Genomic DNA, 24,787 nt, shown 5'->3' with positions numbered 1-24,787 from the left:
CGCCCCGCTTGGCATCGGCGCCCACCCAGACACGTCGGCGGCCGTCAAGGCAGGCTCCCAACGGCCGACTTTCGAGGGTCGAAGTGCCGATACGCCGTCCTATCTTCACCCGGCGGCGAAACGAGCTGCTCCCATGCCCGCACGGCGACCGAACACCGCTCCGGAGGTAAGGCCGGAGCCGCCGGGGTAGCCATTGAAGAAGACCCCCCCGACCATCTCACCGCAGGCGAAGAGACCGGGAATCGCACCCTCCTCTCCTTTAAGTACAGCACCGGTGGCGTCAACCCCAACCCCACCATACGTGAAAGTGATTCCGCCGGTAACTGGATAGGCGCGGAATGGCCCGTCGGTGATGGGTTGGGCCCAGTTCGATTTTGGGGGTACCAAACCTCGGGTAGAACAGCCATCCTTGATGGAGGGATCGAAGTTGACGCTGCCATCAATCGCTACATTATAGGTGTCTATCGTTCTGCGGAGCGCTCGCTTGTCTCGCACGCCTTCAATTTTCTCTATGAGTTCATCTAGTGAATCTTCCTCGATGAAATGTGCGTCGTAAAATGTATAATCTTTATGAAGTAGACTAATACATTTACTATCAAATATCTGCCAAGCACGATATTCTGGCTGGTTCATGATCTCACGGCCGAATTGCGCGTATGTATAATTTCGGAAATCCAATCCCTCGTCGACAAACCGCTCGCCATTCACGTTGACCATAATTCCGAGAAAATAGCATATCTTGCGATACAGCTTGCGATCTTTGTGAGGAAGATTGAGGTTTCCATATTCCGGTGCGTGGTAGTCCATGGGTGCAGAATGGCAGCCACCAAAGAATCCACACGGCTCGGCACCAAGATCGAACGCCATTCTCAAGCCGTCGCCGTTATTGTGTGGGGTACCGCGGACGCGGGCGTTCTCCCAGCCGGGGCCGATATATTTCGCTCGCATGGCCGGATCGGATTCGAACCCTCCGCAGGCGAGAATGACCGCTCCAGCAAGTATCTCTCCCTGATTTGTGCGAACTCCGACGATCCGCCCGCCGTCTACAATCAAGGCTTCGGCGGCGCAATTGAATCGGGTTTGCCCTCCGAGTTTTTGGAAGGCTCTCAGTTCGGCTTCCACCAGCCCCGGGCCTTCATCATGAGCCTGGAGAGTGAGCCCACCCCAAAAAACGTGCCTGCCATTCTTCACGGAGGACTGGTGCGAGTACATTGGCTCAAAATGAATCCCGTGCCCCGCAAGCCATGAAACCGTGCCGTAACTCTCCGCAACTAGAATTTTCTGCTCCGGGCTCTGCGGACAACCTCCGTTGAATGCCTCGAGGTCGGCTGAGAACTCTTCGGCAGTATAGGCTCCAAAATCCGTCACAGGCAGCCGATCATCATTGGAATTTCCCAGCAAAGGCAGAAGGTCACTGCCGCCATTGTAGACGAAGCGCATTGCGCCTGCGGTGTATTTGCTGTTTCCGCCGACCAAATCCCGCCCTGCCTTTTCAATGATAAGAACATTTTGACCGGCCTCCAACGCGGAAATACCGGCGCAGAGTGCTGCATTTCCCGAACCCACGACCACAATGTCCCATCGATGTTCCATACATCTTCCTCCTCAACGCTTCCCAATGGGTTATTTCCTATACGGCCGCCCGTGCCAGCGCTGCGCGCAGCCGCTCGGGTTCCACCGCCACCGACACGCCGGACCGCTCCAGCTGCAGCTTCAGATATGCACGCGAGTCCTGATCCCGCATTCCCTTGGCTATGGCTTCGGTCATCTCCGCAAAGGTCAGATCGCACAGACGCGTCGACACGCCGACCTCCCGCGCCAGCTCGGTCGCGAGCATCACATCCTTTCGCGCCAGATGAAGGGCGAAGGCGGGCGGTTCGTAGATTCCGGGAAGGAACTGCTTGGTCAGCATGTCAAGCGGCGACTGCTTGCCCACGACGCCGAGACGCAGTGCCTCCCACAGGTCGAGCGCGTCGACCCCGCATTTCGCGGCCATCGAGAAGACCTCGGCCTCGGCGAGCATGATCGTATAGCCCAGGACGTTATGGGCCAGCTTTATGACGGTGCCGGTCCCCACATCGCCGACATGGCGCGGGTGCTTCGAGAAGTCTTGGAGCAACGGCAGACAGCGGTCGAACGTCGCCTTGTCGCCGCCGACCCAGAGGACGAGTTCCCCGGACGCGGCGCCGGCCGGGCCCCCGCTTACCGGAGAGTCGAGGAACGCTCCCGATGCGCCGGCCAGGGCGTCCGCGAGGCGAAGCGCCAGCGCGCGCGAACTCGTCGAGAGGTCGAACACCGCGAGCCCGGGGCGCGCGTTCGCCAAGACGCCGCTCGGCCCCAGAAAGACATCCTCGATCTGCGGCGGCCCGGGAAGGGAGGTGAAGAGGACGTCGACGGACCGAACGACTTCGGCGATGCTCGGCGCGCCGCGCGCTCCGGCCTCCAGCAGAGGGCCCATGGCCTCGGGTTTGGCGTCGTGAACGAGAAGCGCTCCATGCGTCTTGAGAAGGTTGAGCGCCATTCCCGTTCCCATCCGGCCCAACCCGATGAAACCCGCCCTCATTTCGTATCCCCCCTTGGAAATTCACGTTCCGCATGAGCAATCGCGATGCCACCGTTGACCCGCCCGTTCGTCGGTTGTGGCACGAGGCTTGCGACCGCAGGCTCCGTGGGCACCCTAGGAGCCCGTCCCCGCGGCACGACACATGAAACACGCAGAGCAGGCTCCCATGCTTACAGTTCCCACCGAGATTCCTGGCGCCGCGCAGGCGTTCGACTGGCTCAAGGAGCCCAAGAAGTTGCTGATCGGGGGAGATTGGGTCGAGGCGTCGTCCGGCAGGCGGTCCGAGTCCGTGAACCCCGCCACCGAAGAGGTGTTGACCTCGGTGTCCTCGGCCGAGGCCGCGGATGTCGACGCCGCTGTCAGGACGGCCAGGGCGGCGTTCGAGGGCCGCGCCTGGGGTGCAGCGTCGCCCCATGCCAGGACGCGCTGGCTTTTGCGCATCGCCGATCTCATCGAGGCCAACGCCGTGCAGATCGCGGTTCTGGAGACGCTCGACAACGGCACGCCACTGTCCTCCGCTACGCGCTGGGTCGCCTCGGCGGCCGAGACCTTCCGCTACTATGCGGGCTGGACCACCAAGATTTATGGAACGACCAATCCCTCGGATCCGTCGAAGTTCATCTATATGCTGCGCGAGCCGATGGGGGTCTGTGCCCTCATCAACTCCTGGAACGCGCCCTTCACGATGGCCGCGACCAAGATCGCGCCCGCGCTCGCCTGCGGCAACACCGTGCTGATGAAGCCGGCCGAGCTCACCTCCCTGACCACGCTCAGGCTCGGCGAACTGATCCTCGAGGCGGGTCTGCCGCCTGGCGTCGTCAACATCCTGTCCGGAAGCGGGTCGAGGGTTGGCGCCGCCCTGGCCGAACATCCCGGCATCGACAAGATCGCCTTCACCGGATCGACCTCTGTCGGCCGGCAGATCCTTCAGGCCTCCACCGGCAACTTCAAGAAGGTCACGCTCGAGCTCGGCGGGAAGTCGCCGAACATTATTTTCCCGGACGCCGATCTCGACACGGCGGTCGCCGCCGCCGTGACGGCCTTCACGCGCAACTCCGGTCAGATCTGTTCGGCGGGCACCCGACTGTTCGTGCATGAGAGCCTGCGCGAGGAGATATCCGAGCGCGTGTGCGCGATCGCCGCGGGATTGCGCGTAGGGTCGCCCTTCGACCCGGCGAACCAGCTCGGGCCGCTCATCTCCAGGAAGCAGATGGAGGAGGTGCTCGGCTATGTCGATGTCGGCCGCGAAGAGGGCGCTAAACTGCGCCTCGGAGGCGAGCGACTGGGGGAGACCGGCTTCTTCGTCGAGCCGACCGTCTTCGACGAGGCGGCGAACGGCATGCGGATATCTCAAGAGGAAATCTTCGGGCCGGTGCTGTCCATCATTTCCTTTTCCGACGAGGAGGATCTGATCCGTACGGCCAACGATTCCCCTTATGGCCTTGCTGCCGCGATCTGGACCCGCGACGTCGGGCGGGCGATCCGGATGTCGCGCGCGCTCAAGTCCGGGCGGGTCTGGATCAACACCTACGCCGAGGTCGACCAAGTCATGTCAATGGGGGGCTACAAGCAATCCGGTGTCGGCCGGGAGATGGGCGCGGAGTCGATAGACGCGTTCACCCAGACGAAATCCGTTCTGATGCGCCTCTGAAAACCGGCGAGTCGCGCCGAGGGCAAGCCGACGCGAGGCGCGTTATGCGGCCGAGAAGCATACAAACGAGGAACTTGGAGAAAATCTGCATGAAGCTCAGCGGGGAAACGCGACTCTATCCGATCATCGGCGACCCGATCAAATTCGTGAAGTCACCCGAGTTCCTGAGTGAGAACTTCGCGGCCAGAGGACATGACGCCGTCTGCGTGCCGATGGAAGTGCCCGACGGCGCGCTGGAATCCGTGATGGGGGGACTTACGGCCACGGGCAATGTCGACGGCATCCTCGTCACCATGCCGCACAAGTTTACTGCCTACGCCTACTGCGCCAGCGGGTCGCAATGCGCGACGCTCCTCAAGGTCGTCAGCGTGATCCGGCGCAACCCGGACGGCACCTGGCATGGCGACATGCTCGACGGCCTCGCTTTCGTGAAGGCGCAGGTCGACCGGGGCGCGAAACCCGAGGGCGCGCGGACCCTGCTGCTAGGCGCCGGCGGAGCAGGCAGCGCGATTGCCATCGCCCTCCTCGAGGCGGGAGTCCGGGAGTTGATTATCCACGACACAAATGAGGCGCGCACTGCCCATCTGCTCGGAATCCTGGCCGGTATGGATGTTGCGGGTCGGGCAATCGCAGGCCCGCCGGATCCAACGGGATGCGATTTGGTGTGCAACGCCACCCCGATGGGCATGTCCCCCGACGATCCGCTGCCCGTCGCGCCCGAGCTCCTCACCGCCTCGATGTTCGTGGGCGATGTGATCAGCCATGAAGACACGCCTTTTCTGCAGGCGGCCGAGGCGGCGGGTTGCCGGGCGGCGAATGGCGTGCAGATGGTCGAGGCTGTTCAGGAGATGATGATCGACTTCATGCTCGGGAAGTAGTGACCGGGCAGGCGGCTCGCGCCGGCTGCCCGGCCGGCGCGAGCTTCAGCGCTTATTCAGAAGATGGCAGGCCATCCGAGATGGAACTTGCCTTCGCGGCGCCGATGTAATTGGCCGGACGCTTCTCGACCAGTGCGTCGAGCCCTTCCTTGAACTCCGCGCTTGACATGGCCAGCGACTGGCCGAGGTCCTCGTAGTCCATCATGTCGGCAAGGCTGCTTTCGAAGGACTTGAGCAGCAGCCGCTTGGCGAGACCCATCACCTCGGCTGGCCCAGCCGCGAGCTTTTCAGCCAGGGCGAGCCCGGCGGCGTCCAGCTCATCGTCCGACACGACGGACACGGCGACGCCGAGATCGACCGCTTCCCGCGCCGACCAGGTCTGTCCGCCGTAGATGAAGTTCCGCGCCCGCGCGAGCCCCACGAGGCGGGGCAGCGTGAACATGGTGAGGCAGTCCGGCACGACGCCAAGACGGAAGAATCCGGCACCAAACCGCGCACTCTCTCCGACAATGATTTGATCCGACATCAGTGCAAGGCCCATGCCGCCGCCGATCGCCATCCCGCGGACGCCGCAAACCACCGGACGTTCCAGGTTCAGCAAGGCTGGGAAGAGGCCCGCGGCATGGCGGAAGCGGCGATGCACGGCCCAAGGCTCCGACGCCTGGGTCAGCATGCGCAGATCGCCTCCGGAACAGAAGGTCTTGCCCTTCGCGCACAGATAGACCGCCCGGATCGAGTGGTCATCCTCGACTTCGCGCACCACCTCGCGGAGCGAGAAGCGCAGCTCACGAGTCAGCGAGTTGCGCGCCGCCTCGTTCGCAAGACGGACGACTAGGACGGATCCCCGCCGCTCCGTCTCGATATGGGGCAGTTGCCGGATCATCGCCATCCCTCACGCATCCGAGGTCGCCGGCAGTGCTACAGCCACCCCGGTGCTCGACCGGCTGCGATTGCGCCCGCCATCGACCACGATATCGGCGCCAGTGATGTACGCCCCCGCATCCGAGGCGAGGAAGACGGCGGCATTGGCGATGTCGGTCGTCCGACCGAATTCGCCGAGCGGGATCGAGGAGAGTTCGAGCGCTTTCCGGCCGGCATCCTCGTAAATGCGCTTGACGCCTTCGGTGTCGCCGATCGCGCCCGGCGCAATTGTGTTGCAGCGGATGCCGTCCTTGCCCCATTCGCCCGAGAGCGTCCGGATCAGCGACATGATGCCGGCCTTGGCGGCGCCGGCGTGAGCGCAGCCGGGCCATCCTTCCAGCGCCCGTGTCGTGGAGATCGCGATGAAACGGCCGCCGAATTTCGACCGGCGCAGATGGGGATAGGCGGCGCGGGCGCAGAAGAACGTGCCGTTGAGGTCGATCTCTATTACCGCCTTCCAGGCGTTTGTCGACATTTCGGCGGCCGGCACCACGAAGTTCCCCGCCGCATTGGCGATCATGACGTCGAGCTGACCATAGGTTTCCACGGCGGTCGCGACGGCCTTCTCAACGGCCTCCGGCGAGCGCACATCCACCTGTACCGCCGTCGCCTCGCCCCCAAGGGTGCGCAGTTGCGCTACCGCCGCCTCGAGGCGTACCAAATTGCGGCTCGCAAGGACGAGACGCGCGCCCTTGCTCGCGAAGGCGTTGGCGATGCCGAGCCCGATCCCGCTGCCACCACCTGTGATGACGGCGACACGCCCGCCAAGCGCATCCGAACAGAAGCTCATCGATCACTCCTCGCTTGTTTCGACGCACTACCCGCACACTCGATCGAGCACTCGCGTTGCGACCTACCCCGCAATCGCGGTGCCAAAAGGAACGAGCCTCTTACGGTGGCTTCAGTTTCGAGAGCAGAGATGAGGGTAATCGGATTAAGGAGCGCCATAGCTTGCCCCTCTGAGCAAGACGACACTGGGCCCTTCGAGCGACCGTGCAAGCCACGCCAACAGGGGTAACCAATCAAAGAGCTGTGATTGCGGTCGGGTGTAAGAGGCTGTTTGGAAAGTCTCAAATCCCTTACTTCAATGACTCGAGCTTCTTGTAGAGATAAGAGCGCGAGATCCCCAGATGTTCAGCGGCCCTTTTCTTGTTGCCCTTGAAGCGGATAATCGCGTCACTAATGAGCTTCGCCTCAAGCCCGCCAAGGGCCCCCTTGAGTTGCTCACCACCAGCTGAAGGAATGCTTCGCTCCCCCCCAGGGTGCGCAGCACGACCGAAAGACGATGCCTGCTCGAAATCTCCCACACCTAGATGGCCAAGCTCAGCGAAAACAAACGCGCGTTCAACGGCATGTCTTAGCTGACGGACATTTCCCGGCCATGCCCGCTCCATGAGATATTGCGGCACATCCAGCGAGATTTCCGGCAGTGGCCGGTTATATTGCCTGGCGAGATCGTTCACGAAATGCGTCAGGAGAAGGGGAATGTCTTCCGTGCGCTCGGAGAGCGGCGGCACGACGATCACCACCGGACTGATTCTGTAATACAGATCCAGTCTGAAGCGCCCCTGTGCGACGAAGCTCTCCAAATCGCGGTTCGTCGCGCTGCAAAGGCGGAAGTCGACCGACTTCGGTTTCTCGCCGCCGACCCTCTCGACCATCTTGTCCTGAAGGACGCGCAGGAGCTTCGATTGCGTGTCGAGGGGCATGTCGCCGATCTCGTCGAGAAAGATCGTACCCTTGTCGGCAAGCTCGAACTTGCCGGCGCGGCCATTCTTGTCAGCCCCCGTAAATGATCCCGGCGCATAGCCGAACAGCTCGCTCTCGACGAGAGAGTCGGGCAGCGCTGCCGCATTGATGGTGACCAGACGTGCGTCCTGGCGCGCGCTCAGCATGTGCAGCGCCTGCGCGACGAGCTCCTTTCCGGTGCCGCTCTCTCCCTGGATCAGCACGGGAATGTCGAGCGGCGCGATCTTGCGGATCTGCTGGCGCACCGACTCGATGGCAAGGCTCTGCCCGATGATGGCCTGGAGAAACTTGTCGCCCGAATCGGTCTCCCGCGCCTCCTGCTTATAGGTCGCGATCTGACGCTCAAGGGCGTTGATGCGGCGTGCCATCGCCTCGACCTGCTGGGGACCCTTGAACATCACACGGCCGATGGCACCGACGACCTTGCCATTGTGCCTGATGGGATGGCGCGAAACCACCCGTTCGCTTCCGCGCATGCGCTGGATTTGTCCGACTTCCGCCACGCCCGTTCGCAAGACATGGGGGAGTCGCGTATTCTCGATCACCTCCCGAACAGGACGTCCGATGGCCTCGCCCGCCTCAAGGCCAAAGAATTTTTCATGCACAGGGGAAATGAAGGCGACCTTCTCTTTCGCGTTCACGACGGCCATGGCGTCATATGGATCGGTCAGGATGTGATTCAGGATGTCGTATGCAAAATCGACATTCATGACGAAGCTCAGTACCGTATCGGTCGACGCTTGGCTCAGTAGGACCAAGTTGCCTTTGGCCACTTTCGTCACCAGAGCGATGAGTGTCGTATCCGCCAAAAGCAAGGGTTGCATTCGCCTCTCAAGGGCCTCCGCCATCCATTCCGGATCGGCCACCACCGCGAGCACGCGGCGATCCGCGCCGACGCCAAGCGACGTCATCACCTGATGGGCGTCGCTGATGACGACGAGACCGGCGATCCCTAGTTGGGTGTTGGCGCTGGACACGGCTCCCTCCCCGTTGTTTGCGACAAACACATGTCCACAATGCGAACACTTGGTCAAGCGTATTGTCGGTAATTTGGACTTTAATGCCGATTTCGTCTTGTAATGTGTCTCATGCTCAAGCAAGAGTCGCACGGTGGCGCTTGTTTCGAGGACTCTCGCTGACGAGTTGCACCGCTTGAGAGCCCACAAGGGCCGCAAAGAAGCCATTCCCAGGGAGGGAAGCCATGAAGCTGACGCCAAATGTCGGCGCTTTTCAAAGACAGTCGCTGGCGATCACTCAGCAGGCGATTCAGTCTCTGAATATGCTGCAGTATGGGCAGGACGAGTTGCTCGCGTATCTGACCCGCCAGGCCGAACGCAATCCGATGATCGAAGTCGTCGGTGCGGAGCCAGAGGCTGCAGCACCCGCTTCGACCAAGGCCGGGGCGCCGGAGGAGTCCTTGCGCTCCTACACGCCCGGCCCCGGAACGGGGGGCGTCGGAAAACTCCGTAGCGTAGGCGCGTCCACGAACGACGCCTGGGACATCGAGGATTACGGCGAGGCCAAGGTCTCGCTCAGGGAGCACCTGCACCAACAGATCGGGATGACCATCCGCGATCAGGCGGATCAGATCATCGCGGTGGAGATCGTCGGCTCAATCGAGCCTGACGGATATCTGCGGCGCAATCTCGTCGAGCTCGCCGGCTATTTGGGCACCGAGCAGGAGCGGGTCGAGGCCGTCCTGCGGACGGTCCAGACCTTCGACCCGCCCGGAATCGGCGCGCGGAACCTGGCCGAGTGCCTCCGCATCCAGCTAATCGAGCAGGGCCGCATGACGCCTGCGAAGGAGATACTGCTCCAGAACCTGTCCCTGCTCGCCGCCTACAACGTCTCGGAGCTCGCCAAGGCATGCCATGTGGACGCCAGCGAGGTCCTTGCAATGGCAAGGGAGATCCGTGCGCTCGATCCCAAGCCCGGCCGCGGGTTCGATGTGGAACCAGTGCTGCCGGCCCTTCCCGACATCCTCGTCAACACGCGCGAGGACGGCAGCAGTTCGGTCGAGCTAAATCCGAGCCTCCTACCGCGCGTTCTGGTCAACCGCCAGTATTATGCGGAGGTATGCGCGACAGGAGTGTCCGGCGCCGACCGGCAGTTCGTCGTTGACTGCATCCGAAACGGCGCCTGGATCGCGAAAAACCTCGATCAACGTGCCAGGACGATGCTGAAGGTCGCGACCGAAATCGTTGCCCGGCAAGCACGCTTTCTCAGGGACGGTGTGGAACATCTCAGGCCGCTTTCCCTTAAGGAAGTTGCGGATGCGATCGGAATGCATGAATCGACCGTATGTCGGGCCATAGCCAATAAGTACATGATGACCAGCCGTGGCATTTTCGAAGTAAGATATTTCTTTACGAACGCGGTCTCTTCAGTGGAGGGAAGCGACGGCTTTTCCGCGGAGGCGGTTCGACATCGTATAAGGCAGATGATCGAGGCCGAGACCGCCGCCACGATACTGTCGGACGACGCGATCGTCGCCCAGCTCCGCGAGGACGGTATAGAGATCGCACGCCGCACCGTCGCTAAATATCGGGAGATGATGAAGCTCCAGTCGTCCCTGCAGCGGAAGCGCCAGAAGGCCGCCATCGAGCAGTTCGCGGCTCCGGATCGGCCACGACCCGCGAAGCAGTCTCCAATGGCGTCCGAAGCGGCGGCGCGACGGCCCGCCCTCGCCTTGCGCCACGTTCCGCTCCTGGCGCAAAGCGGCGAGTACGGCATTCATGGAAGCGCCGGAGACATGCAGCCGGCATAGGAACGGCGCCTCCACCTGCCGATCCCGGCCTGCTGCAAGGGCCAGAGCCCTCGCGGCGCCGGACCTTCCGGGCCGGAGGGCCTCGAGACGTGCTTCCTGCGGGCCGCTTTGTCAGCTCGCCATGATGCCGTGGTCGCTGTTGATCATAAGGCCGGTGGCGTAGGAGACCATCCGAGAGCCGCCGGCAGGCGCGCGGCGCCAGCACCGCCCCCAGCCGCCCGATGGGGTCCGCGCCGTGATTTACTCCGCGTCGCGCGACATTTAATCCGGTGGGTCCATTCCCCAACGAGAGCTGCGTCCCCATCGACATGGCCCGACGTCGGCGACGCCCAGCTCCGTTCCGCCCCTCGAAGACATCCGAGCACCGAGCACTGTACGGATGCGACGGAACGCTCCTCATCGAGGGCCTGTCATTCGCGCGCGGCGATCCGAAGGCCAAGCGACGCCCGGTAGCGGGGATCTCCGGTGAGGGCGTACAGATTGTCGAGCACGGAGAGGATCAGCGACAGGCCGATCCGTCGCGCCCAGCCGATTGGTCCCTGCGGATAGTTCACACCGTGCCGCATCGCCGCATCAACGCCGTCCTCGTCTGCGATGCCGTTCAGGACCGCCTCGAAGCCTTCGTTTGTAAGCATGGCGAGGGTGCGCATCACCACGAGGCCCGGCCAGTCCGGCAGTTGCGTCGCACGGATTCCCTGCCGCGCGAGGGTTGCGACAAAGCGCGCCGCAGTATCCGCGGGAACTGTCGGCGAAGCGGCGAAGGCGAGCCGGGTGCCTCCCCCTCCGAACGACGCGAGGTCGTAGACGATGACAGGACCTCCGCGCGTCCGGGCGCGGTCGGCTGCCGTCGCGCCATCGGTTCGCACTATAGTCACGCCGTCGACATTGAACTCCCGGCCGATCTCGAAACCATCGATGACGGTCGCTGTGGGGTCGGGCATCAACGTGGCCGGCACGGGTCCGGCGGCCCCTTGGGTGTAGTCGTAGAAGCCGCGTCCCGTCTTTCTGCCGAGTCGTCCGGCGTTGATGAGCTCGAGCTGGGCGATCGAAGGACGGAACCTGGGCTCCTGATAATAGGCGTCGAAGACGGACTTGGTGACGGCATAGTTGATGTCATGGCCGATGAGATCCATCAGTTCGAACGGCCCCATCCGGAATCCCCCGCCCTCGGTGAGCAGCGCGTCGATCGTCGCCGGATCGGCTACCTGCTCGTCGTAGAGCCGGAGGGCTTCGGCGTAGTAGGGACGGGCGACGCGGTTCACGATGAACCCGGGGGTCGATTTCGCATGGACGGCAATCTTGCCCCACGCGGTCGCGGTCGCGAACACCCTGGCCGCCACCTCCGGGCTCGAAGCGATGCCGGAAACCACCTCGACGAGCTTCATCACCGGCGCCGGATTGAAGAAATGCATTCCGACGAGGCGTTCGGGATGGGACAGGTCGCGCCCGATCGCCGTGATCGAGATCGAGGAGGTATTGCTCGCGAGGATCGCCTCCGGCCCGACCAACGTCTCGAGCTCCCCGAAGAGCGCGCGCTTGACGTCGAGATTCTCGACGATGGCCTCGATGACCAAGCCCGCGTCGGCCAGCGCCACGATCTCCTTGGCCACTGCGATCCGGCCGATGAGCGCGTCGCGGTCGATGGCACCCGTCTTTCCTCGCGCGACGAGTCGGTCGAGGCCCTCGGCGATCCGCGCCAGTCCCCGCTCGGCGGCGCCCTCGAACGCGTCGAACAGGAGGACGCGATGGCCGGCGGCCGCAGCGAGCTGGGCGATGCCGGCGCCCATCGTGCCAGCGCCGATGACCCCCACGACCCTGGACGGATCAATCGCTCCGATGCCCGTCATCTGCTGTTCCTCGCGATCCGCCGCATCCTCAAGCATCGCGCATATGCGCAACGACCGCGCCTCGGGCCGGCGCGTAGCCGGGCTGACCTGTCTGATCATAGAGGGCCTTGGTGATCGTGAAATGTCGGGCAAGGTTTCCACGCGCCACCCGCTGGAGCAGCCCGTCCGGATAGCCGAGACCCATGCAGCAAGTCTTGTCCATGTCCCGGGCGCTCGCGAGACCCTCGTCGAGGAAGCGCAGGGCGTCGTTGTATTTCGGCCGTACGAGGCGATCGATGATCCGTCCAGGCTGGTCAGCGCACACCACCACGTCGAAGCCCGCAACCTCGAAGATCGCCCGCGCAGCGGCCAGCGCCGCTGGATCGGTCTGGGGTTGGCGCACCAGCTCCACCAGCCGCGAAGGCTGATCGTTGCCGTTACGGTAGCGGGCGAAGCCCACGGCGTTCGAGCCTTCGCGGCCCAGATCCTCGCCCGTGTGGACGCCGAGGCACTCGGTGTCGAGCTCCACCAGAACCGCCGCCTTGGCGGCGTCGGGCGCACAGCCTCCGCCCAGGTGGATGGTCACCTCGCCTTCGGCGGCAGCCGCCGACAGGAAGGGGTCGCCGACTGGGAAGGAGCGGCTCTCGCCTGCGACGACGATGGCGAAGGAGGGCGCCGTCGCGGCCTTCGGGGTCGCGGCACCGGTCAACAGGCCCTGGCCCGACTTGTTCCCGAGCTTTCCAGCGGCGACCATGCGGCGTAGCAGCGGCGGGACAGAGGCCCGCTTGTCCAAGGTGATCGGATAGAAGGCCTCGCCCAGCCGGAGCTGCGTGTCGAGGCCGATCAGGTCGAGCAGCGTGCAGGGGCCCATCTTGTAGCCGAGACCGGACCGGATCGCGATATCGATGTCCTCAGGCGTCGCAAGTCCGGCCTCAATCGCGCGGATGACGTCGTTGTTGAAGGGCACAAGGAGCGCGTTGAGGATGAAGCCCGGCTTGTCCTGTGTCTCGACCGAGAGCTGGCCGACGGCCTCGGTCCAGTCCCAGGCAGCACGGAACGTCTCGTCCGACGTATTGATCCCCCGCGACATCTCAATGAGCTTCATCAGCTGTGCAGGCAGGCAGAAATGCATGCCGACCACCCGATCCTCGCGGCCGCAGCCGGAAGCGATCTGGGTGATCGACAACGTCGAGGTGTTCGACGCGAAGATCGTGCGCGCGTCGCAAATGGTGTTCAGTCGCTTGAAGAGGTTCTGCTTGACCTCGAGATTTTCGTAGATCGCCTCGATAACGAGGTCGCAATCGGCGAGATCCGCGAGATCGCTAGTGTCGCTCATCCGGGCCAGAGCCAGATCCCGCTCCTCGACGGTCATCTTGCCGCGCTCGACGCCCTTTCCGAAGAACGTCTCGGCCGCCTTGCGCGAGCGCGCCAGGCCCTCGGGCGCCATATCGAAGCAGACGGTCTCCGCGCCGCCTCGGGCGGCAACGAGCGCGATCCCCGCGCCCATCGTGCCGCCGGCCCCGCAAATCGCGACTTTCCTGATACTGGTCATCTGCTTATGAAACTCCGTCCGATGAGCTGGCGATGCACCTGATTGGTGCCCTCCCAGATCTGGGTGATCTTGGCGTCGCGCATCAGCCGTTCGGCGCGGTAGTCCCGGCAATATCCGTAACCACCGTGGAACTGCACGCATTCCGTCGCCATGCGCATCGCCAGGTCGCTGGCACGGAGCTTGGCGACCGAAGCCTCCATCCCGAAATCGGTCTCGCCGCCATCGACGAGCGCGGCAACATAGTCGATCCATCGTTCGAGCAAGAGCAGTTCGCACGCCAGATCGGCCAGAGTGAACTGGTTGCCCTGGAAATCGAGCACCTTCCGGCCGCCTTGGCGACGCTCATTGGCATAGCTCACCATGTCCTTGAACGCCGCTCGCGCGATGCCGCGCGCATGGGCGGCCACCGAAGGGCGCGACTTGTTCAGGGAGGCAAGCAGAATGCGCAATCCATCGCCCGGCGCGCCGATCAGGTTCGCGCGCGGCACTCGGACAGCGTCGAAGGCAAGCGCGCAGGTCGACGAGCCGTTGTGGCCCATCTTCTTCTCCTTAGAGATCACGCTAAACCCCTCAGCGCCCTTCTCAAGGACCAGCACGGAGATCGCCTTTTTGGGGTCTTCGATCTCCGACCATTTGCCGAAGAGCAGGTAAAGATCGGCGACATCGCCGTTGGTGATGAAGATCTTCGATCCCTGAATGACTATATCGTCGCCGTCGGGCCTGAAGGCGGTCCGCATGCCGGTCGCATCCGATCCCGCGGTCGGCTCGGTGATAGCCAACGCGCCCAGTCCACCCTCAGCGATCCGAGGCAGCAGACGCTGCCGCTGCTCGTCATTCCCGAAGTCGATCACCGGCTTCATGCCGTGGTAGTTCGTCGCGTAGATGATCCCAGTCGATCCGCAGGCCTCGGAAATGATCGAGACGATCTCCAAATAGAGCGCGTAGGACATCTCCGTCCCGCCGAACGCCTCCGGCACGAAGATCGTGTTCAGTCCGAGCGCGTTCAGCGCCTCGACGTTCTTCCAGGGGAATTCGCCGCTCGCATCGACATGTTCGGCGTCCGGCGCTATCACCTCGTCGGCCACTCGCTGGACTTGGTCGAGGATCAGCCGCTCTTCGTCGTTCCAGTTTCGCGCGCGCGCGACCGCGTCATAGAGTTTCATCAGTGGTTCATTCCTTGCGCGCCGTCCAGATAGATGGTCTCGCCAGTCAGGAACCCGATCCTTTCGGAGAAGATCGCCGCGACCAGCTTTGCGACGTCGGCAGCGGCGCCCGGCTGGCCCACGGGAATGCGCTGCCGCATCCAGGCGCGAACCTTTTCGCGGGCGAGCCAATCGCGGTTGAGGTCAGTCTCGATATAGCCCGGCGCGACATTCATCACCCGGATGCCGTCACGCGCCCACTCCACTGCCATGCAGCGCGTCATCGCTGCTACCGCCGCCTTGGAAGCGCAATAGGCGAGGTTGTCGGGAACGCCGAGCTTGTCGAAGAAGGAGCCGATGTTGACGATCGTTCCGCCGGTGGAACGCAAATGCGGATACGCCTCGCGGGAGGCAACCATCACCGCGGTAGCGTTGAGGGCGATCGTCTGGTTGAATTCTTCCGTTGTCAGACTGGCGATCGGCCCGGCGATATGGACGCCAGCGTTGTTGACCAATCCCGCGATCGGACCTATTTCCGCGATCTCGGCGAAGACGCGGGCCACCGCGGCTTCGTCCGTCATGTTGCAGGCGAAGCCGCGCCCGACGCTCCCGCCGCCGGAGCGCGACAGACAGGAGACCTCGTATCCCCGCGCCGCGAGCTCCGTGGCGATGGCGGCGCCGATGCCTTTGGAGGCACCCGTGACGACGATCTGGCCCTCAGGCATCCTTGAACTCCGGCTTGCGCTTTTCCTCGAATGCGGCCATCCCCTCTTCGGCGTCACCCGTCCGATAGGCGAGCGTCGAGAGATCAGCCTCGATCCGCAGTCCGTCGTGCAGGGGCAGGTCGGTGGCACGCTGGACCGCCCGCCGGGCGAATTCGAGCGCGGGCAGGCTATAGCGGGTGAAGCGGTCCGCGAAGGCCAGCCCCGCCTCGATCAGGTCGCCCTCCACCACGGCGTTCACGAGACCGATGCGTTCGGCCTCCTCCGCCTTGACCGTGCGGCCCGTCATGATGATCTCGAGTGCCCGCCCCTCACCCACCAGGCGCGGAAGGCGCTGGGTGCCGCCATATCCGGGGATGAGCCCAAGCTTGATTTCGGGCAGACCGAAGGCAGCGTTCGGCGAAGCGAGCCGAAAGGTGCACGCCAGCGCCAGCTCCGATCCCCCGCCGAAGGCGTAGCCGTTCACGAGGGCGACCGAGGCGATCGGAATGGCGTCCAGGCGCGCGAAGACGGCTTGACCTCGCTCGGCTCCGCGCTTCTGGGCGATGAGGCCGCGGTTGCGCAGTTCCTTGATGTCGGCGCCCGCGCAGAAGGCCTTCTCGCCGGCGCCCGTTATCAAGAGAGCGCGGACGCCGGGCATGGCGGCCGCTGTATCAATCGCGACGCCGATCTGGTCGAGGATATCGAAGGACAGGGCGTTCAGGGTTGCGGGCCGATTGAGGGTGAGCAACGCGCAGGAGCCCCGCCGCGTCAGTTCGACAAATGACATGTCAGACTCTTTCAGTGACGAAGCGAACCGGCTTGGGCGCAAGCTCGCCGCGCCGGACCATCTCGGCCAGCTCCCGCTTCAGGATCTTGCCGCTCGCCGAAAGCGGCAGGCTGGCAACGGTTATGAACCATTCGGGCATGTCGAACTTCGACAGGCCCTCGGCGTCGAGATGCCGAAGCACGTCGTCGGCGGCGATGTCGCCGATGATCGCAAGGCAGACCTTCTCGCCCAAGCGCTCGTCGGGGACGCCGAAGGCCGCGGCCTTGACAACATCCGGATGAGTCAGCGCCAGGGCCTCGATCCGGGAGGGGAAAATGTTGTGGCCGCCGCGGATGATCAGGTCCTTCTTGCGACCCTCGATCCGCAGATTCCCGTCATGGTCAAAGGAACCGAGATCCCCCGACAGCAGGTAGCCATGCACGTTCATCGTGTTTTCGGTGGCTTCCTGGTTGCCAAAGTAGCCAAGCATCATCGCGGCGCCGCGGCCCCCGATCTCTCCGGTCCGACCTCGCGGCAGCTCCTGGTCCGGGTTCTCAGGATCCCAGATGCGCGCCTCATAAGCCGGCCCGCCCCGGCCGCATGTCGCGATCCAGACTTGAGGAGGGTCGGTCGGATGAGTGTACTGGTGCGAAGAGCACTCGGTCATGCCGTAGACGTTCTGCGGCGTAATCCCCTGGTTGACGAACTCCCTGGCGACGACGTGCGGGATCGGCGCCCCGGCCATGTAGAAGGTCTGCACCTGGCCGATCCGCGAAATCCCCCGCGCACGCTGCTCGGTCAGGATATCCATCGCATGGGTGGGGACGCCGAGAACATAGGTCGCCCCGGTCTCGATGATCCAGTCGAGCCTACTCATCCCCGCTGGAGGATCGTCGGTGATGAGTTGTCCGCCGCAGACGAGCCACTGACCGGCGGCAACCCAAGCGATGTGATGCGAGAGCGGCGACAGCGTGAGGATGACTGAGCGTCGGTCCAGGGCCCAGTCTCGCGCGAGGTCGCGCGCATTGGCGAGTAGCGTATTGCAGGAATGCATGACGCATTTCGGTCGGCCGGTCGTACCCGACGTGAAGGCGAGATAGGCGACGGTGTCAGGATTGTCGTGGGGCTCGCGATCAACGAGGGTGATGTGGCCGGGGAACCGATCTGGGTTGTAGACCTTCCGTAGGAAAGGGAGCTCGGCGAGCATCGCCTCGAAATCGCTCCGCGCCCGGTCCGCGCCCCAGCCCGTCTCCGCGACGAGGCCCCGCACTTTGAGCTCCGTCAGGAGCGTGACGATCTCCCCGCAGGTATAAGTTCTGTGAAGCGAGGGATTGCACGCCACCCCTTCCCGTGAGCATGCAAGGAAGGCGATGATCGCCTCGACCCTGTTGGACATCCACAGCGCCAGGCGGTCGCCGGCGACGAAGCCGTTCTCGACGAGACTGTCGGCCATCGCATCGACCCGCGCCTTGAAGCAACGCCAGTCAAGCTCCGTCCTGCCGTCGCGGAGCGCGGGGGCATCGGGATTGCACTCGGCGTGGCCCGCCAGCAGCGAATAGAACGTATCTCCAGTCCAGAGCCCCCTATCATAGTAGTCCCGGGCCGTGGGTGGATCGTGCAGGGTCAGAAATGGTCTCATGGCCCTTCCTTTCTAGTGACCAAACTTCGCCGGATCGGGCTTTCGGCGACCGGTGAAACTTTCGTTGAGTTCCTTCTGCTCGGCCGTCCCGAGGTACTGGCTCAGCAGCAGGTCGTGCGTGACCCGCGAGAGGCCGCCGACGCCGCCGTGACGAGCGTTGAATGCACCTTTGATCGCCGCCAGGGCAAATGCCCCTCTTTCAGCGATATCGAGCGCGTATTCCCGGGTCTTCGCGCGCAGTTGGTCGTCTGGGACGACGCGGTTGATGAGTCCCATCGCCAGGGCATCATCGGCGGAAATCTTCGGATTTGAATACCAGATGTCCTTGGCGCGCTTCTTGCCGACGATATCCTCGAGATACCAGGTGCCGTAGCCGGCGTCGAAGGAGCCCATCATCGGCCCAACCTGGCGGAAGACCGCGGTCTGCTTGGCGATCGTCACATCGCAGACCATCTGCAGCACGTTCCCGCCGCCGACCGCGAAGCCGTTCACGCTCGCGATCACCGGCTTCTGCAGCCGATCGATGGCCTCGTACATCTCCAGAGTCGGCAGGACGCCCGCATAGAGCTTGGTGTCCTCCATCCCGTCCTTTTGTCCGCCGATACAGAAGAACTTGTCCCCCGCGCCGGTCAACACCACCACCCGGGTCCTGGTTTCTCGTCGGATCGCCTCGATGCAGTCCCGGATCTCATGGCACATCGTCTCGGTGAACATATTGCCGTTGCTGGGACGGTTCAGGGTGATCCAGCCAATCGGGCCGTCTTCTTCGTAGAGAATCTCGCTGAAGGCCATGTCTTGATTCTTTCTTCCGATGAAAGGTCTCCTGGAAGGGACGCCTCACTTACCTTCCGCAGCCGCCAGGGTCGCGAAGACGGCGGCGGTGTCCTGGCCGAGCAGGGGCGGCGCGGAGCGCGGGATGCTAGCAGCGTCGTCGACCTGTATGCCCAGGCCTATCTGGGGGACCAGACGGCCGTCCGCGGCCTCAAGCGCGAAGAAGAGCCAGCGATCCTGCAGTGCGCGATCCGCGGTCACTTCATCGACGCGGTTGATCGGACCGGCCGGCACCCGGGCGGCGGCAAACACCTGCAGCCAGTGCTTGCGGCTGTGGGACAGGAGAATTTCCTGGATATGCGTAACGATCTCGGCGCGATGGTTCCGTCGATCGGCGTTGCTGTCGAACCCCTTGCGGCTTCCGAACTCCACATCTCCGACGGCGCGCCAAAACCGCTTCCAGATCGCATCCGACCCGAGCCCGAGATTGATCGGATGATCGGCAGTCTGGAACGGCTGGTAGATTGCAATCACGCTGTCCTTGCCGCCTGACCGTACCGGGACTTCTCCCGATCCGAGGTAGGAAGAGATGCGGCAGGTCAGAAAGCGCGTCATGCTCTCCACGAGGCTGACGTCAATTTTGCGTCCGCGCCCGGTCTTCTGGCGGTCGAACAGCGTCGCCATGGCGGCCATAGCCGCGTCCTGACCCGCCAGCATGTCTGCCGCAGGAGCCCCGATTTTCTGCGGAGCACCGCCGTCCTCTCCGGTGATGTCCATGATCCCCGAGTAGCCTTCGGCAATAAGATCGTAGCACGTCAGATCGGCCCGGGGCCCCTCAAGCCCGAAGCCGGAAATCGAAACGAAGATGATGCCCGGACGCTCGGCGCGGATCGTCTCGTAGTCGAGCGCCAACTTGCGCTGAACGTCGGGCGGCTGGTTCGTGACGAAGACGTCGGCGCTGCGGATCAGGCGGAGAAGGTCGGCGCGGCCGCCTTCGGTCTGAAGCTCGAGCACTATGCTCTTCTTGTTGCGATTGATCGCCGTGAACCACAGTGCCTGACCGTCGAGGAACGGCGGGCCCCATTGGCGCGCATCGTCGCCCTCGGGGCGCTCCACCTTGATGACCTCGGCGCCGAAGTCCGACAGCAACATGGTCGCATAGGGACCGGCGACCGATGTCGTTAGGTCCACAACCCGGACCCCCGAAAGAAGCGGGAAGCAAGAACCTGCACCTACTCGCGGCAGGGCGTGGAAGGGCAGACTTTCCTCTTGCCGGACTGTCGATATTTCGCCGACGTTCATCGCACACCCTTTCCAGGAATCCTCGGAAGACGAAGCCGCAATCTCCGTGCCAGCGACCGCCGGGCGCTCCGACCCAGCGGCGCTCATTGCTGAGACCGTCTCCAGAATGACCGCTGGCGGGAACGGGCCCGACCCCCATGACCCGAGGCGACACGCCCGCCGAGGCGACGGTCACGATGCGTGCGATCGGCTTCAGCGGCTGCGCCGCCGCGGCTTTTTCGCTCGCGAGGATCAGAGCGGCCGCCCCATCGTTGACGCCGAACGCATTGCCCGTGGTCACGCTGAGATCGGCGCCGTTCACGCCCTTCAGGCGCGACAGAGCCTCCACGTCCGTGTCCGGGCGCGCATGCTCGTCGACGTCGAAGATGATCGGATCCTCGTTGCGCTGAGGGATCGGTACCGAGACGATCTCGTCGCGAAAAACCCCCGCGTCCTGCGCCGCCTTCCGGCGGGCCTGCGAGCGCGCGGCGAAGGCGTCTTGGTCCTCGCGCGAGACATTGTAGTCTGCGGCGACATTGTCCGCTGTCTGTGGCATCGACTCCGTGCCACGGAGCTTGGTCATCTTTGGGTTGCCAAAGCGCCGGCCGATGGTGGTGTCCTGGAGCGGCGCGTCGCGGCTGAACGCGCCCGTCGCCTCGGGCGCCAGGAAGGGTGCCCGGCTCATGCTTTCTACGCCGCCCGCGATGACGAAGTCCTGGTCGCCCGCGCGGATGGCCCGGGCCGCGGCGCCGACCGCATCCATGCCGGAGGTGCAGGGGCGGTTGACGGTCACTCCGGCGACGTCCGCAGGCAGGCCCGCAAGCAGCGCCGCCATCCGCGCGACGTTCCTGTGATCTTCGCCCGCCTGATTGGCCGCGCCGAACGCCACTTCCTGCAGCCTGGACCAGTCCACGCCCGGATGGCGCGAGACCAGCGCCGCGATCGGCAGGGCTGCGAGATCATCCGCACGGATTGACGAGAGCTTTCCCCCGTAACGTCCGATCGGTGTGCGAACCCCATCGCAAAGGTATGCATCCATATCCTTGATCCGTCGTGACGCGAGTGACTGTCTCTTCGCGCCCCGCCATGCCGCGCCGCAGCCTGTCTGACGATCGAGCAACCCGCATGCCACCGCCGCGACGCGGCGTGCGGCTCATGGCACATCGCTTGCCAAACCTTGCGCGACGGCGCGACAAGGCCGGATGCTCTTGGCGAGGAAACAATGAAGAAATCGACGGAATCGGCGCGGATCTACGAGGCGATCCCCCAGCTATCGAGAATCCGCGAGCAAGTCCTTTTCGGTGACGTCTGGGTCCAGCCTGAAATGTCTCCGCGGGACAGGAGCCTCGTCACCTGTTCCGTCCTCGCGGCGCTCGGCCGGGACGAAGAGTTACGGGCACATATACGCAAGGCCGCCGAGAATGGCGTAACGCCGGACGAGCTGCGCGGCCTCGCCGTGCAACTGGCATTCTACGCCGGCTGGCCTGCCGGGCTCGCAGTCGGGCGGGCCGCGCTGGAAATCCTGGAGAGAGAAGGCTGAGCGCCGGCCAGTGGCCAATGGCCGCCTGCCTGGTGTCCTGATCCGATGCCCTGCGGACTTCGTTCTCCGGCCATCGGGCTTTGGTTTCAGCGGCCTGCCAATCCGCTTTGTTCGCTGGGTGATCCAGGGAACGTCGCGGGGAGGACACGGATTCTGAACGCATCAGCGGCGCGCGTTCAGGATCCTGCCCCGCGTCCGCGCCGGCTACTTCTTCTCCGCCCCTGCATAGAGCTGCACGTAGCCGAGTTCCTTGCGCTTCCGCGCCCGAGCGACCGCCGCTTCCCGGGTCAGGGGCGTGAAGCCGAATGCCTGGACCAGCCGTTGCATGAAGGCGGCACGCCCGGTGATCGCAGCCGCGTCATGCAGGGCCTTCTCGTCCCATCCCGCGGCTAGGACCGCGTCCACGTCAGCCTGGGCCACGTCGCTCGGCGTGACCGCGAGCTTGTACACGAAAGCCAGCAGAGGCTTGAGTTTTGCGCCGAGGGCGGCGGTGTCGGGGTCTTCGAGCAACTGTCGGATCGCACCGTCCGGGATGCCCCAGGCATAAGCGACCTGTTCATGTGCGACGAAAACGAACTCGCAGCCCACAGCCGCCGCGGCATAGGCGAGGATCAGCTCGCGTTCGCCCTCGCTGAGAGGCGAGTCGCCGTTCATCAGCGCCTGGCTCATTTCCGACCAGTGGGCGTAAATCTCGGGATAGCGGTTGAAGATCGCCGGCGGTCCGGCGTTTTCGGGCATTGACTTAAGGAATGGCAAGATTGTCCTCCATAAAGACATCTGTCTGGCGACACTGTGCGTCAACTCTTCCACCGCCAGGGATCATTCCCCTGACGCGTCCGGCCGAGGGCCATAAATCCAGGGAAATTGCGACTTGTACCGCACCTCGAAGCTTTCGATCCGGTCCGCAAACCCTCGGGTGATGTCGATCTCGCTGCGCCCTTCGATGATCATCTGCTTCACGAAGAAATCGAGATCAAAGGGGTAGGTCCGCCCGTCGGGTCCGACGATGCGTAGGCCGACGACATCCACCGTGACCGGAACACCGAGCGCGGCCTCCACGCTGTCGCGCAGCGACCGCGCCTCTGCAGGCTCCAGCCTGATCGTTAGAAGGCCGGACTTGTAGGCGACCGAAGAGAACACGGCGCCAAAGCTCTCGGCGATGACCACCCGGACGCCGAAATCGAGATGCGACTGGATCGCGCCGGGCCGGGCCGAGCCGATGCCGTAGTTGGTCGCCGCGACGATGATCCGCGCTTCCGCCAGCCTGGGATCGTCGAGGATACAGTCCGCGACCCGGGTGCCGTCCTCGCGAAACCGCAGGTCATGCAGGAAGTAATCGCCATAGCGCCCGTCGCTGCGCTTCTTGCTCATGAAGCGCGCAGGAAAGATCTGGTCGGTGTCGAGACTGTCAATGGCGAGCGGCACCGCCGGCGAGACCACCTTCGCAAGGCCGGTCATTTCAGCCTCCCTGAAATATCCGGGGATCGGCGAAGCGGCCGACCACGGCGGTGGCGGCGGCCGTTGCCGGGGAAACCAGGTGCGTCCGGCTCCCCCGCCCCTGCCGTCCGACATGGTTGCGGTTTGAGGTAGATGCGCAGCGCGCGCCCGAGGGGACCGCGTCGCCGTTCATCGACACGCACATCGAGCAGCCGGCCACGCCCCACTTCGCGCCCGCAGCCCGGAAGATATCGACGAGGCCCTCCTTCTCGGCGGCCTCGGCGACCGTCCCGGACCCAGGTACGACAAGTGTCGCGACACTGACCTTGCGTCCAGCCAGCATCGCCGCCGCCGCGCGCAGATCCTCTATCCGCGAATTGGTGCAGGACCCGATGAAGACCTGATCCACCGCGACGCTGGTCATCGCCATGCCGGGGCGCAGGCCCATGTACTCGAGAGACTGGAACATAAGCTCTCGGCGATCATCGCTCCCCTCCAGACCCGGATCGGGTATCGCCGCCGTGATCGGCACCGCGGTGTCGATGCTGTTGCCCCAGGTCACCATCGGCTCAACGGAGGACACGTCGAGGGAGACCACCCGGTCGAACGCGGCTTCTGCATCCGTCGCCAGATCGCGCCAGAGGGCGACCGCGGCCTCCCAGTGGTCGGGACTAGGGGCGAAGGGCCGGCCGCGCAGATAATCGAAGGTCCTGTCGTCAGGGGCAACGATCCCGACCCGGGCGCCCATCTCGATCGCGAGGTTGCACAGGGTCATACGGCCTTCGACCGACAGGTCGCTGACATAGTCGCCTCGGAACTCCAGCATCATGCCGGCGGCGAATCCGAGACCGACCCTTGCGATCAATGCAAGCGCAACATCCTTGGCTGAGACGCCCGGCCCGAGCGCGCCTTCCAGCCGCACCGCCATCTGGGCCGGCTCCTTGAGCCAGACGCATTGCGTGGCGAGACCATGCGCCAGGTCGGTGCCGATGCTGATCGCAAGGGCTCCGAGGCCGCCCATGGTGGAGGTATGCGAATCCGCCGCGGCCAGGACGAGCCCCGGCTGGGCGTATCCAAGTTCCGCCAGCACGACATGCTGAATGCCGCGGCGGGGATCCTCCATGCCGATGACCTCGACGCCCAGCTGCCGCGCACGGAGCTCGGTGTCCCGCACGAGGATGCGCTTCTCCACGTCGGTGAAGAAGGCCAAGCTCGGTCCCGACGAGGGCGTGTAGTGATCGGGAATATGCAGAATCTGATCGGGCCGATGGATCGCATAATTCCCATCGCGCAGCGTCTCGAACGCCCCCATCGCCGTGTCCGCGGCAACGAGCCTGTCGATGAAGATCAGGCTACGCCCACCCTCCTCGTGTATCCGGTGCAGGTCCAGGATTTTCTGGAAGATGGTTCTGGCCATGATCTCGCGGCCTTGATTCCTTCGGGGGCCTTGCGGCCGTCTCTCGTGAGCAGCTCGCAACGAGCGTGCCATCCGCAAGGAGGTCGCGGGTCGTGGCAAGGATATTGCGGGACTTTCGACAGACATATGGGGGAACGCTCCGTTCCTGCCAATGCACGGACTGTCCGGGATCAGGAGGATCGA

At 64.1% G+C, this 24,787-nt stretch carries 20 protein-coding genes and 1 pseudogene; 4 read left to right on the top strand and 17 right to left on the bottom strand.

The genetic code is table 11. The features are described from left to right. Positions 1-105: 105 nt before the first annotated feature. A complete protein-coding gene (gene tcuA / locus AC1RU4_RS09745) occupies positions 106-1,593 on the bottom strand; it encodes an FAD-dependent tricarballylate dehydrogenase TcuA (RefSeq protein WP_492890876.1) in 1,488 nt (495 codons plus the stop codon). A gap of 37 nt (positions 1,594-1,630) precedes the next feature. Beyond that, positions 1,631-2,563: an NAD(P)-dependent oxidoreductase gene (locus AC1RU4_RS09740; protein WP_492890875.1), complete on the bottom strand. Its 933-nt coding sequence runs from the start codon at positions 2,561-2,563 to the stop codon at positions 1,631-1,633. A gap of 142 nt (positions 2,564-2,705) precedes the next feature. Here AC1RU4_RS09740 and AC1RU4_RS09735 point away from each other — a divergent pair, with 142 nt between their 5' ends. Together AC1RU4_RS09735 and AC1RU4_RS09730 are read left to right on the top strand one after the other, a co-directional pair. Continuing rightward, a complete protein-coding gene (locus AC1RU4_RS09735) occupies positions 2,706-4,214 on the top strand; it encodes an aldehyde dehydrogenase family protein (RefSeq protein ID WP_492890874.1) in 1,509 nt (502 codons plus the stop codon). A gap of 89 nt (positions 4,215-4,303) precedes the next feature. Continuing rightward, positions 4,304-5,092, top strand: a complete 789-nt coding sequence (locus AC1RU4_RS09730; RefSeq protein WP_492890873.1) for a shikimate dehydrogenase family protein — start codon at positions 4,304-4,306, stop codon at positions 5,090-5,092. A 52-nt stretch (positions 5,093-5,144) separates the two neighbouring features. Here the strand turns inward: AC1RU4_RS09730 and AC1RU4_RS09725 are convergent, their stop codons facing one another. From AC1RU4_RS09725 to AC1RU4_RS09715, 3 genes are all read right to left on the bottom strand, one after another. Next, a complete protein-coding gene (locus tag AC1RU4_RS09725; RefSeq protein WP_492890872.1) occupies positions 5,145-5,981 on the bottom strand; it encodes an enoyl-CoA hydratase/isomerase family protein in 837 nt (278 codons plus the stop codon). Between the two features lie 3 nt (positions 5,982-5,984). Then, on the bottom strand, positions 5,985-6,803 hold the full coding sequence (locus tag AC1RU4_RS09720) for an SDR family oxidoreductase (protein ID WP_492890871.1): 819 nt from the start codon (positions 6,801-6,803) through the stop codon (positions 5,985-5,987). A 289-nt stretch (positions 6,804-7,092) separates the two neighbouring features. After that, a complete protein-coding gene (locus AC1RU4_RS09715) occupies positions 7,093-8,739 on the bottom strand; it encodes a sigma-54 interaction domain-containing protein (RefSeq protein ID WP_492890870.1) in 1,647 nt (548 codons plus the stop codon). A gap of 224 nt (positions 8,740-8,963) precedes the next feature. On the opposite strand from AC1RU4_RS09715, the gene rpoN reads away from it, so the two are divergent. Further along, complete coding sequence (gene rpoN / locus AC1RU4_RS09710; RefSeq protein ID WP_492890869.1) at positions 8,964-10,529, top strand: RNA polymerase factor sigma-54; 1,566 nt, start codon at positions 8,964-8,966, stop codon at positions 10,527-10,529. 410 nt (positions 10,530-10,939) lie between these two features. Here the strand turns inward: rpoN and AC1RU4_RS09705 are convergent, their stop codons facing one another. From AC1RU4_RS09705 to AC1RU4_RS09665, 9 genes and pseudogenes are all read right to left on the bottom strand, one after another. Next, positions 10,940-12,412 carry a 3-hydroxyacyl-CoA dehydrogenase NAD-binding domain-containing protein gene (locus tag AC1RU4_RS09705; RefSeq protein ID WP_492890868.1) on the bottom strand — a complete coding sequence of 491 codons (1,473 nt, stop codon included), beginning with the start codon at positions 12,410-12,412 and terminating at the stop codon, positions 10,940-10,942. Beyond that, positions 12,405-13,907: a 3-hydroxyacyl-CoA dehydrogenase family protein gene (locus AC1RU4_RS09700; protein WP_492890867.1), complete on the bottom strand. Its 1,503-nt coding sequence runs from the start codon at positions 13,905-13,907 to the stop codon at positions 12,405-12,407. The genes AC1RU4_RS09705 and AC1RU4_RS09700 overlap by 8 nt, the downstream gene beginning before the upstream one ends. After that, positions 13,904-15,070, bottom strand: coding sequence for an acyl-CoA dehydrogenase family protein (locus AC1RU4_RS09695; RefSeq protein WP_492890866.1), 1,167 nt, complete (start codon positions 15,068-15,070; stop codon positions 13,904-13,906). Before AC1RU4_RS09695 ends, AC1RU4_RS09700 begins: the two co-directional genes overlap by 4 nt. Next, positions 15,070-15,774, bottom strand: coding sequence for an SDR family NAD(P)-dependent oxidoreductase (locus AC1RU4_RS09690; protein ID WP_492890865.1), 705 nt, complete (start codon positions 15,772-15,774; stop codon positions 15,070-15,072). Before AC1RU4_RS09690 ends, AC1RU4_RS09695 begins: the two co-directional genes overlap by 1 nt. Further along, a complete protein-coding gene (locus AC1RU4_RS09685) occupies positions 15,767-16,540 on the bottom strand; it encodes an enoyl-CoA hydratase/isomerase family protein (RefSeq protein WP_492890864.1) in 774 nt (257 codons plus the stop codon). The genes AC1RU4_RS09690 and AC1RU4_RS09685 overlap by 8 nt, the downstream gene beginning before the upstream one ends. 1 nt (position 16,541) lies before the next feature. After that, complete coding sequence (locus AC1RU4_RS09680; RefSeq protein ID WP_492890863.1) at positions 16,542-18,158, bottom strand: class I adenylate-forming enzyme family protein; 1,617 nt, start codon at positions 18,156-18,158, stop codon at positions 16,542-16,544. Positions 18,159-18,170: 12 nt separating this feature from the next. After that, positions 18,171-18,950: an enoyl-CoA hydratase-related protein gene (locus tag AC1RU4_RS09675; RefSeq protein WP_492890862.1), complete on the bottom strand. Its 780-nt coding sequence runs from the start codon at positions 18,948-18,950 to the stop codon at positions 18,171-18,173. 45 nt (positions 18,951-18,995) lie between these two features. After that, entirely contained in the window at positions 18,996-20,231 is a 1,236-nt protein-coding gene (locus AC1RU4_RS09670; RefSeq protein WP_492890861.1) for a CaiB/BaiF CoA transferase family protein, read from the bottom strand. 112 nt (positions 20,232-20,343) lie between these two features. Continuing rightward, a pseudogene (locus AC1RU4_RS09665) lies at positions 20,344-21,249 on the bottom strand (acetyl-CoA C-acyltransferase); the annotation flags it as partial. A gap of 183 nt (positions 21,250-21,432) precedes the next feature. On the opposite strand from AC1RU4_RS09665, the gene AC1RU4_RS09660 reads away from it, so the two are divergent. Then, positions 21,433-21,750, top strand: coding sequence for a carboxymuconolactone decarboxylase family protein (locus tag AC1RU4_RS09660; RefSeq protein ID WP_492890860.1), 318 nt, complete (start codon positions 21,433-21,435; stop codon positions 21,748-21,750). A gap of 204 nt (positions 21,751-21,954) precedes the next feature. On the opposite strand, the gene AC1RU4_RS09655 is transcribed toward AC1RU4_RS09660, so the two are convergent. The 3 genes from AC1RU4_RS09655 to AC1RU4_RS09645 form a co-directional block, all read right to left on the bottom strand. Next, positions 21,955-22,506, bottom strand: coding sequence for a carboxymuconolactone decarboxylase family protein (locus AC1RU4_RS09655; RefSeq protein ID WP_492890859.1), 552 nt, complete (start codon positions 22,504-22,506; stop codon positions 21,955-21,957). 63 nt (positions 22,507-22,569) lie between these two features. After that, on the bottom strand, positions 22,570-23,208 hold the full coding sequence (locus tag AC1RU4_RS09650) for a 3-isopropylmalate dehydratase small subunit (protein ID WP_492890858.1): 639 nt from the start codon (positions 23,206-23,208) through the stop codon (positions 22,570-22,572). Between the two features lies 1 nt (position 23,209). After that, entirely contained in the window at positions 23,210-24,604 is a 1,395-nt protein-coding gene (locus AC1RU4_RS09645) for a 3-isopropylmalate dehydratase large subunit (protein ID WP_492890857.1), read from the bottom strand. Between the last annotated feature and the right edge of the window lie 183 nt (positions 24,605-24,787).

This window comes from Ancylobacter sp. GW821-FHT10E12, assembly GCF_058809335.1.
Note: the sequence above shows the minus strand (reverse complement) of the source record. Positions and strands in the feature narration are given on the sequence as shown.

Excerpts from the sequence above, each read along its gene's own strand:
- tcuA (WP_492890876.1), bottom strand. The coding sequence starts at position 1,593 with ATGGAACATCGATGGGACATTGTGGTCGTGGGTTCGGGAAATGCAGCA.
- AC1RU4_RS09740 (WP_492890875.1), bottom strand. The coding sequence starts at position 2,563 with ATGAGGGCGGGTTTCATCGGGTTGGGCCGGATGGGAACGGGAATGGCG.
- AC1RU4_RS09735 (WP_492890874.1), top strand. The coding sequence starts at position 2,706 with ATGAAACACGCAGAGCAGGCTCCCATGCTTACAGTTCCCACCGAGATT.
- AC1RU4_RS09730 (WP_492890873.1), top strand. The coding sequence starts at position 4,304 with ATGAAGCTCAGCGGGGAAACGCGACTCTATCCGATCATCGGCGACCCG.
- AC1RU4_RS09725 (WP_492890872.1), bottom strand. The coding sequence starts at position 5,981 with ATGGCGATGATCCGGCAACTGCCCCATATCGAGACGGAGCGGCGGGGA.
- AC1RU4_RS09720 (WP_492890871.1), bottom strand. The coding sequence starts at position 6,803 with ATGAGCTTCTGTTCGGATGCGCTTGGCGGGCGTGTCGCCGTCATCACA.
- rpoN (WP_492890869.1), top strand. The coding sequence starts at position 8,964 with ATGAAGCTGACGCCAAATGTCGGCGCTTTTCAAAGACAGTCGCTGGCG.
- AC1RU4_RS09705 (WP_492890868.1), bottom strand. The coding sequence starts at position 12,412 with ATGCTTGAGGATGCGGCGGATCGCGAGGAACAGCAGATGACGGGCATC.
- AC1RU4_RS09700 (WP_492890867.1), bottom strand. The coding sequence starts at position 13,907 with ATGACCAGTATCAGGAAAGTCGCGATTTGCGGGGCCGGCGGCACGATG.
- AC1RU4_RS09695 (WP_492890866.1), bottom strand. The coding sequence starts at position 15,070 with ATGAAACTCTATGACGCGGTCGCGCGCGCGCGAAACTGGAACGACGAA.
- AC1RU4_RS09690 (WP_492890865.1), bottom strand. The coding sequence starts at position 15,774 with ATGCCTGAGGGCCAGATCGTCGTCACGGGTGCCTCCAAAGGCATCGGC.
- AC1RU4_RS09685 (WP_492890864.1), bottom strand. The coding sequence starts at position 16,540 with ATGTCATTTGTCGAACTGACGCGGCGGGGCTCCTGCGCGTTGCTCACC.
- AC1RU4_RS09680 (WP_492890863.1), bottom strand. The coding sequence starts at position 18,158 with ATGAGACCATTTCTGACCCTGCACGATCCACCCACGGCCCGGGACTAC.
- AC1RU4_RS09675 (WP_492890862.1), bottom strand. The coding sequence starts at position 18,950 with ATGGCCTTCAGCGAGATTCTCTACGAAGAAGACGGCCCGATTGGCTGG.
- AC1RU4_RS09670 (WP_492890861.1), bottom strand. The coding sequence starts at position 20,231 with ATGAACGTCGGCGAAATATCGACAGTCCGGCAAGAGGAAAGTCTGCCC.
- AC1RU4_RS09660 (WP_492890860.1), top strand. The coding sequence starts at position 21,433 with ATGAAGAAATCGACGGAATCGGCGCGGATCTACGAGGCGATCCCCCAG.
- AC1RU4_RS09650 (WP_492890858.1), bottom strand. The coding sequence starts at position 23,208 with ATGACCGGCCTTGCGAAGGTGGTCTCGCCGGCGGTGCCGCTCGCCATT.
- AC1RU4_RS09645 (WP_492890857.1), bottom strand. The coding sequence starts at position 24,604 with ATGGCCAGAACCATCTTCCAGAAAATCCTGGACCTGCACCGGATACAC.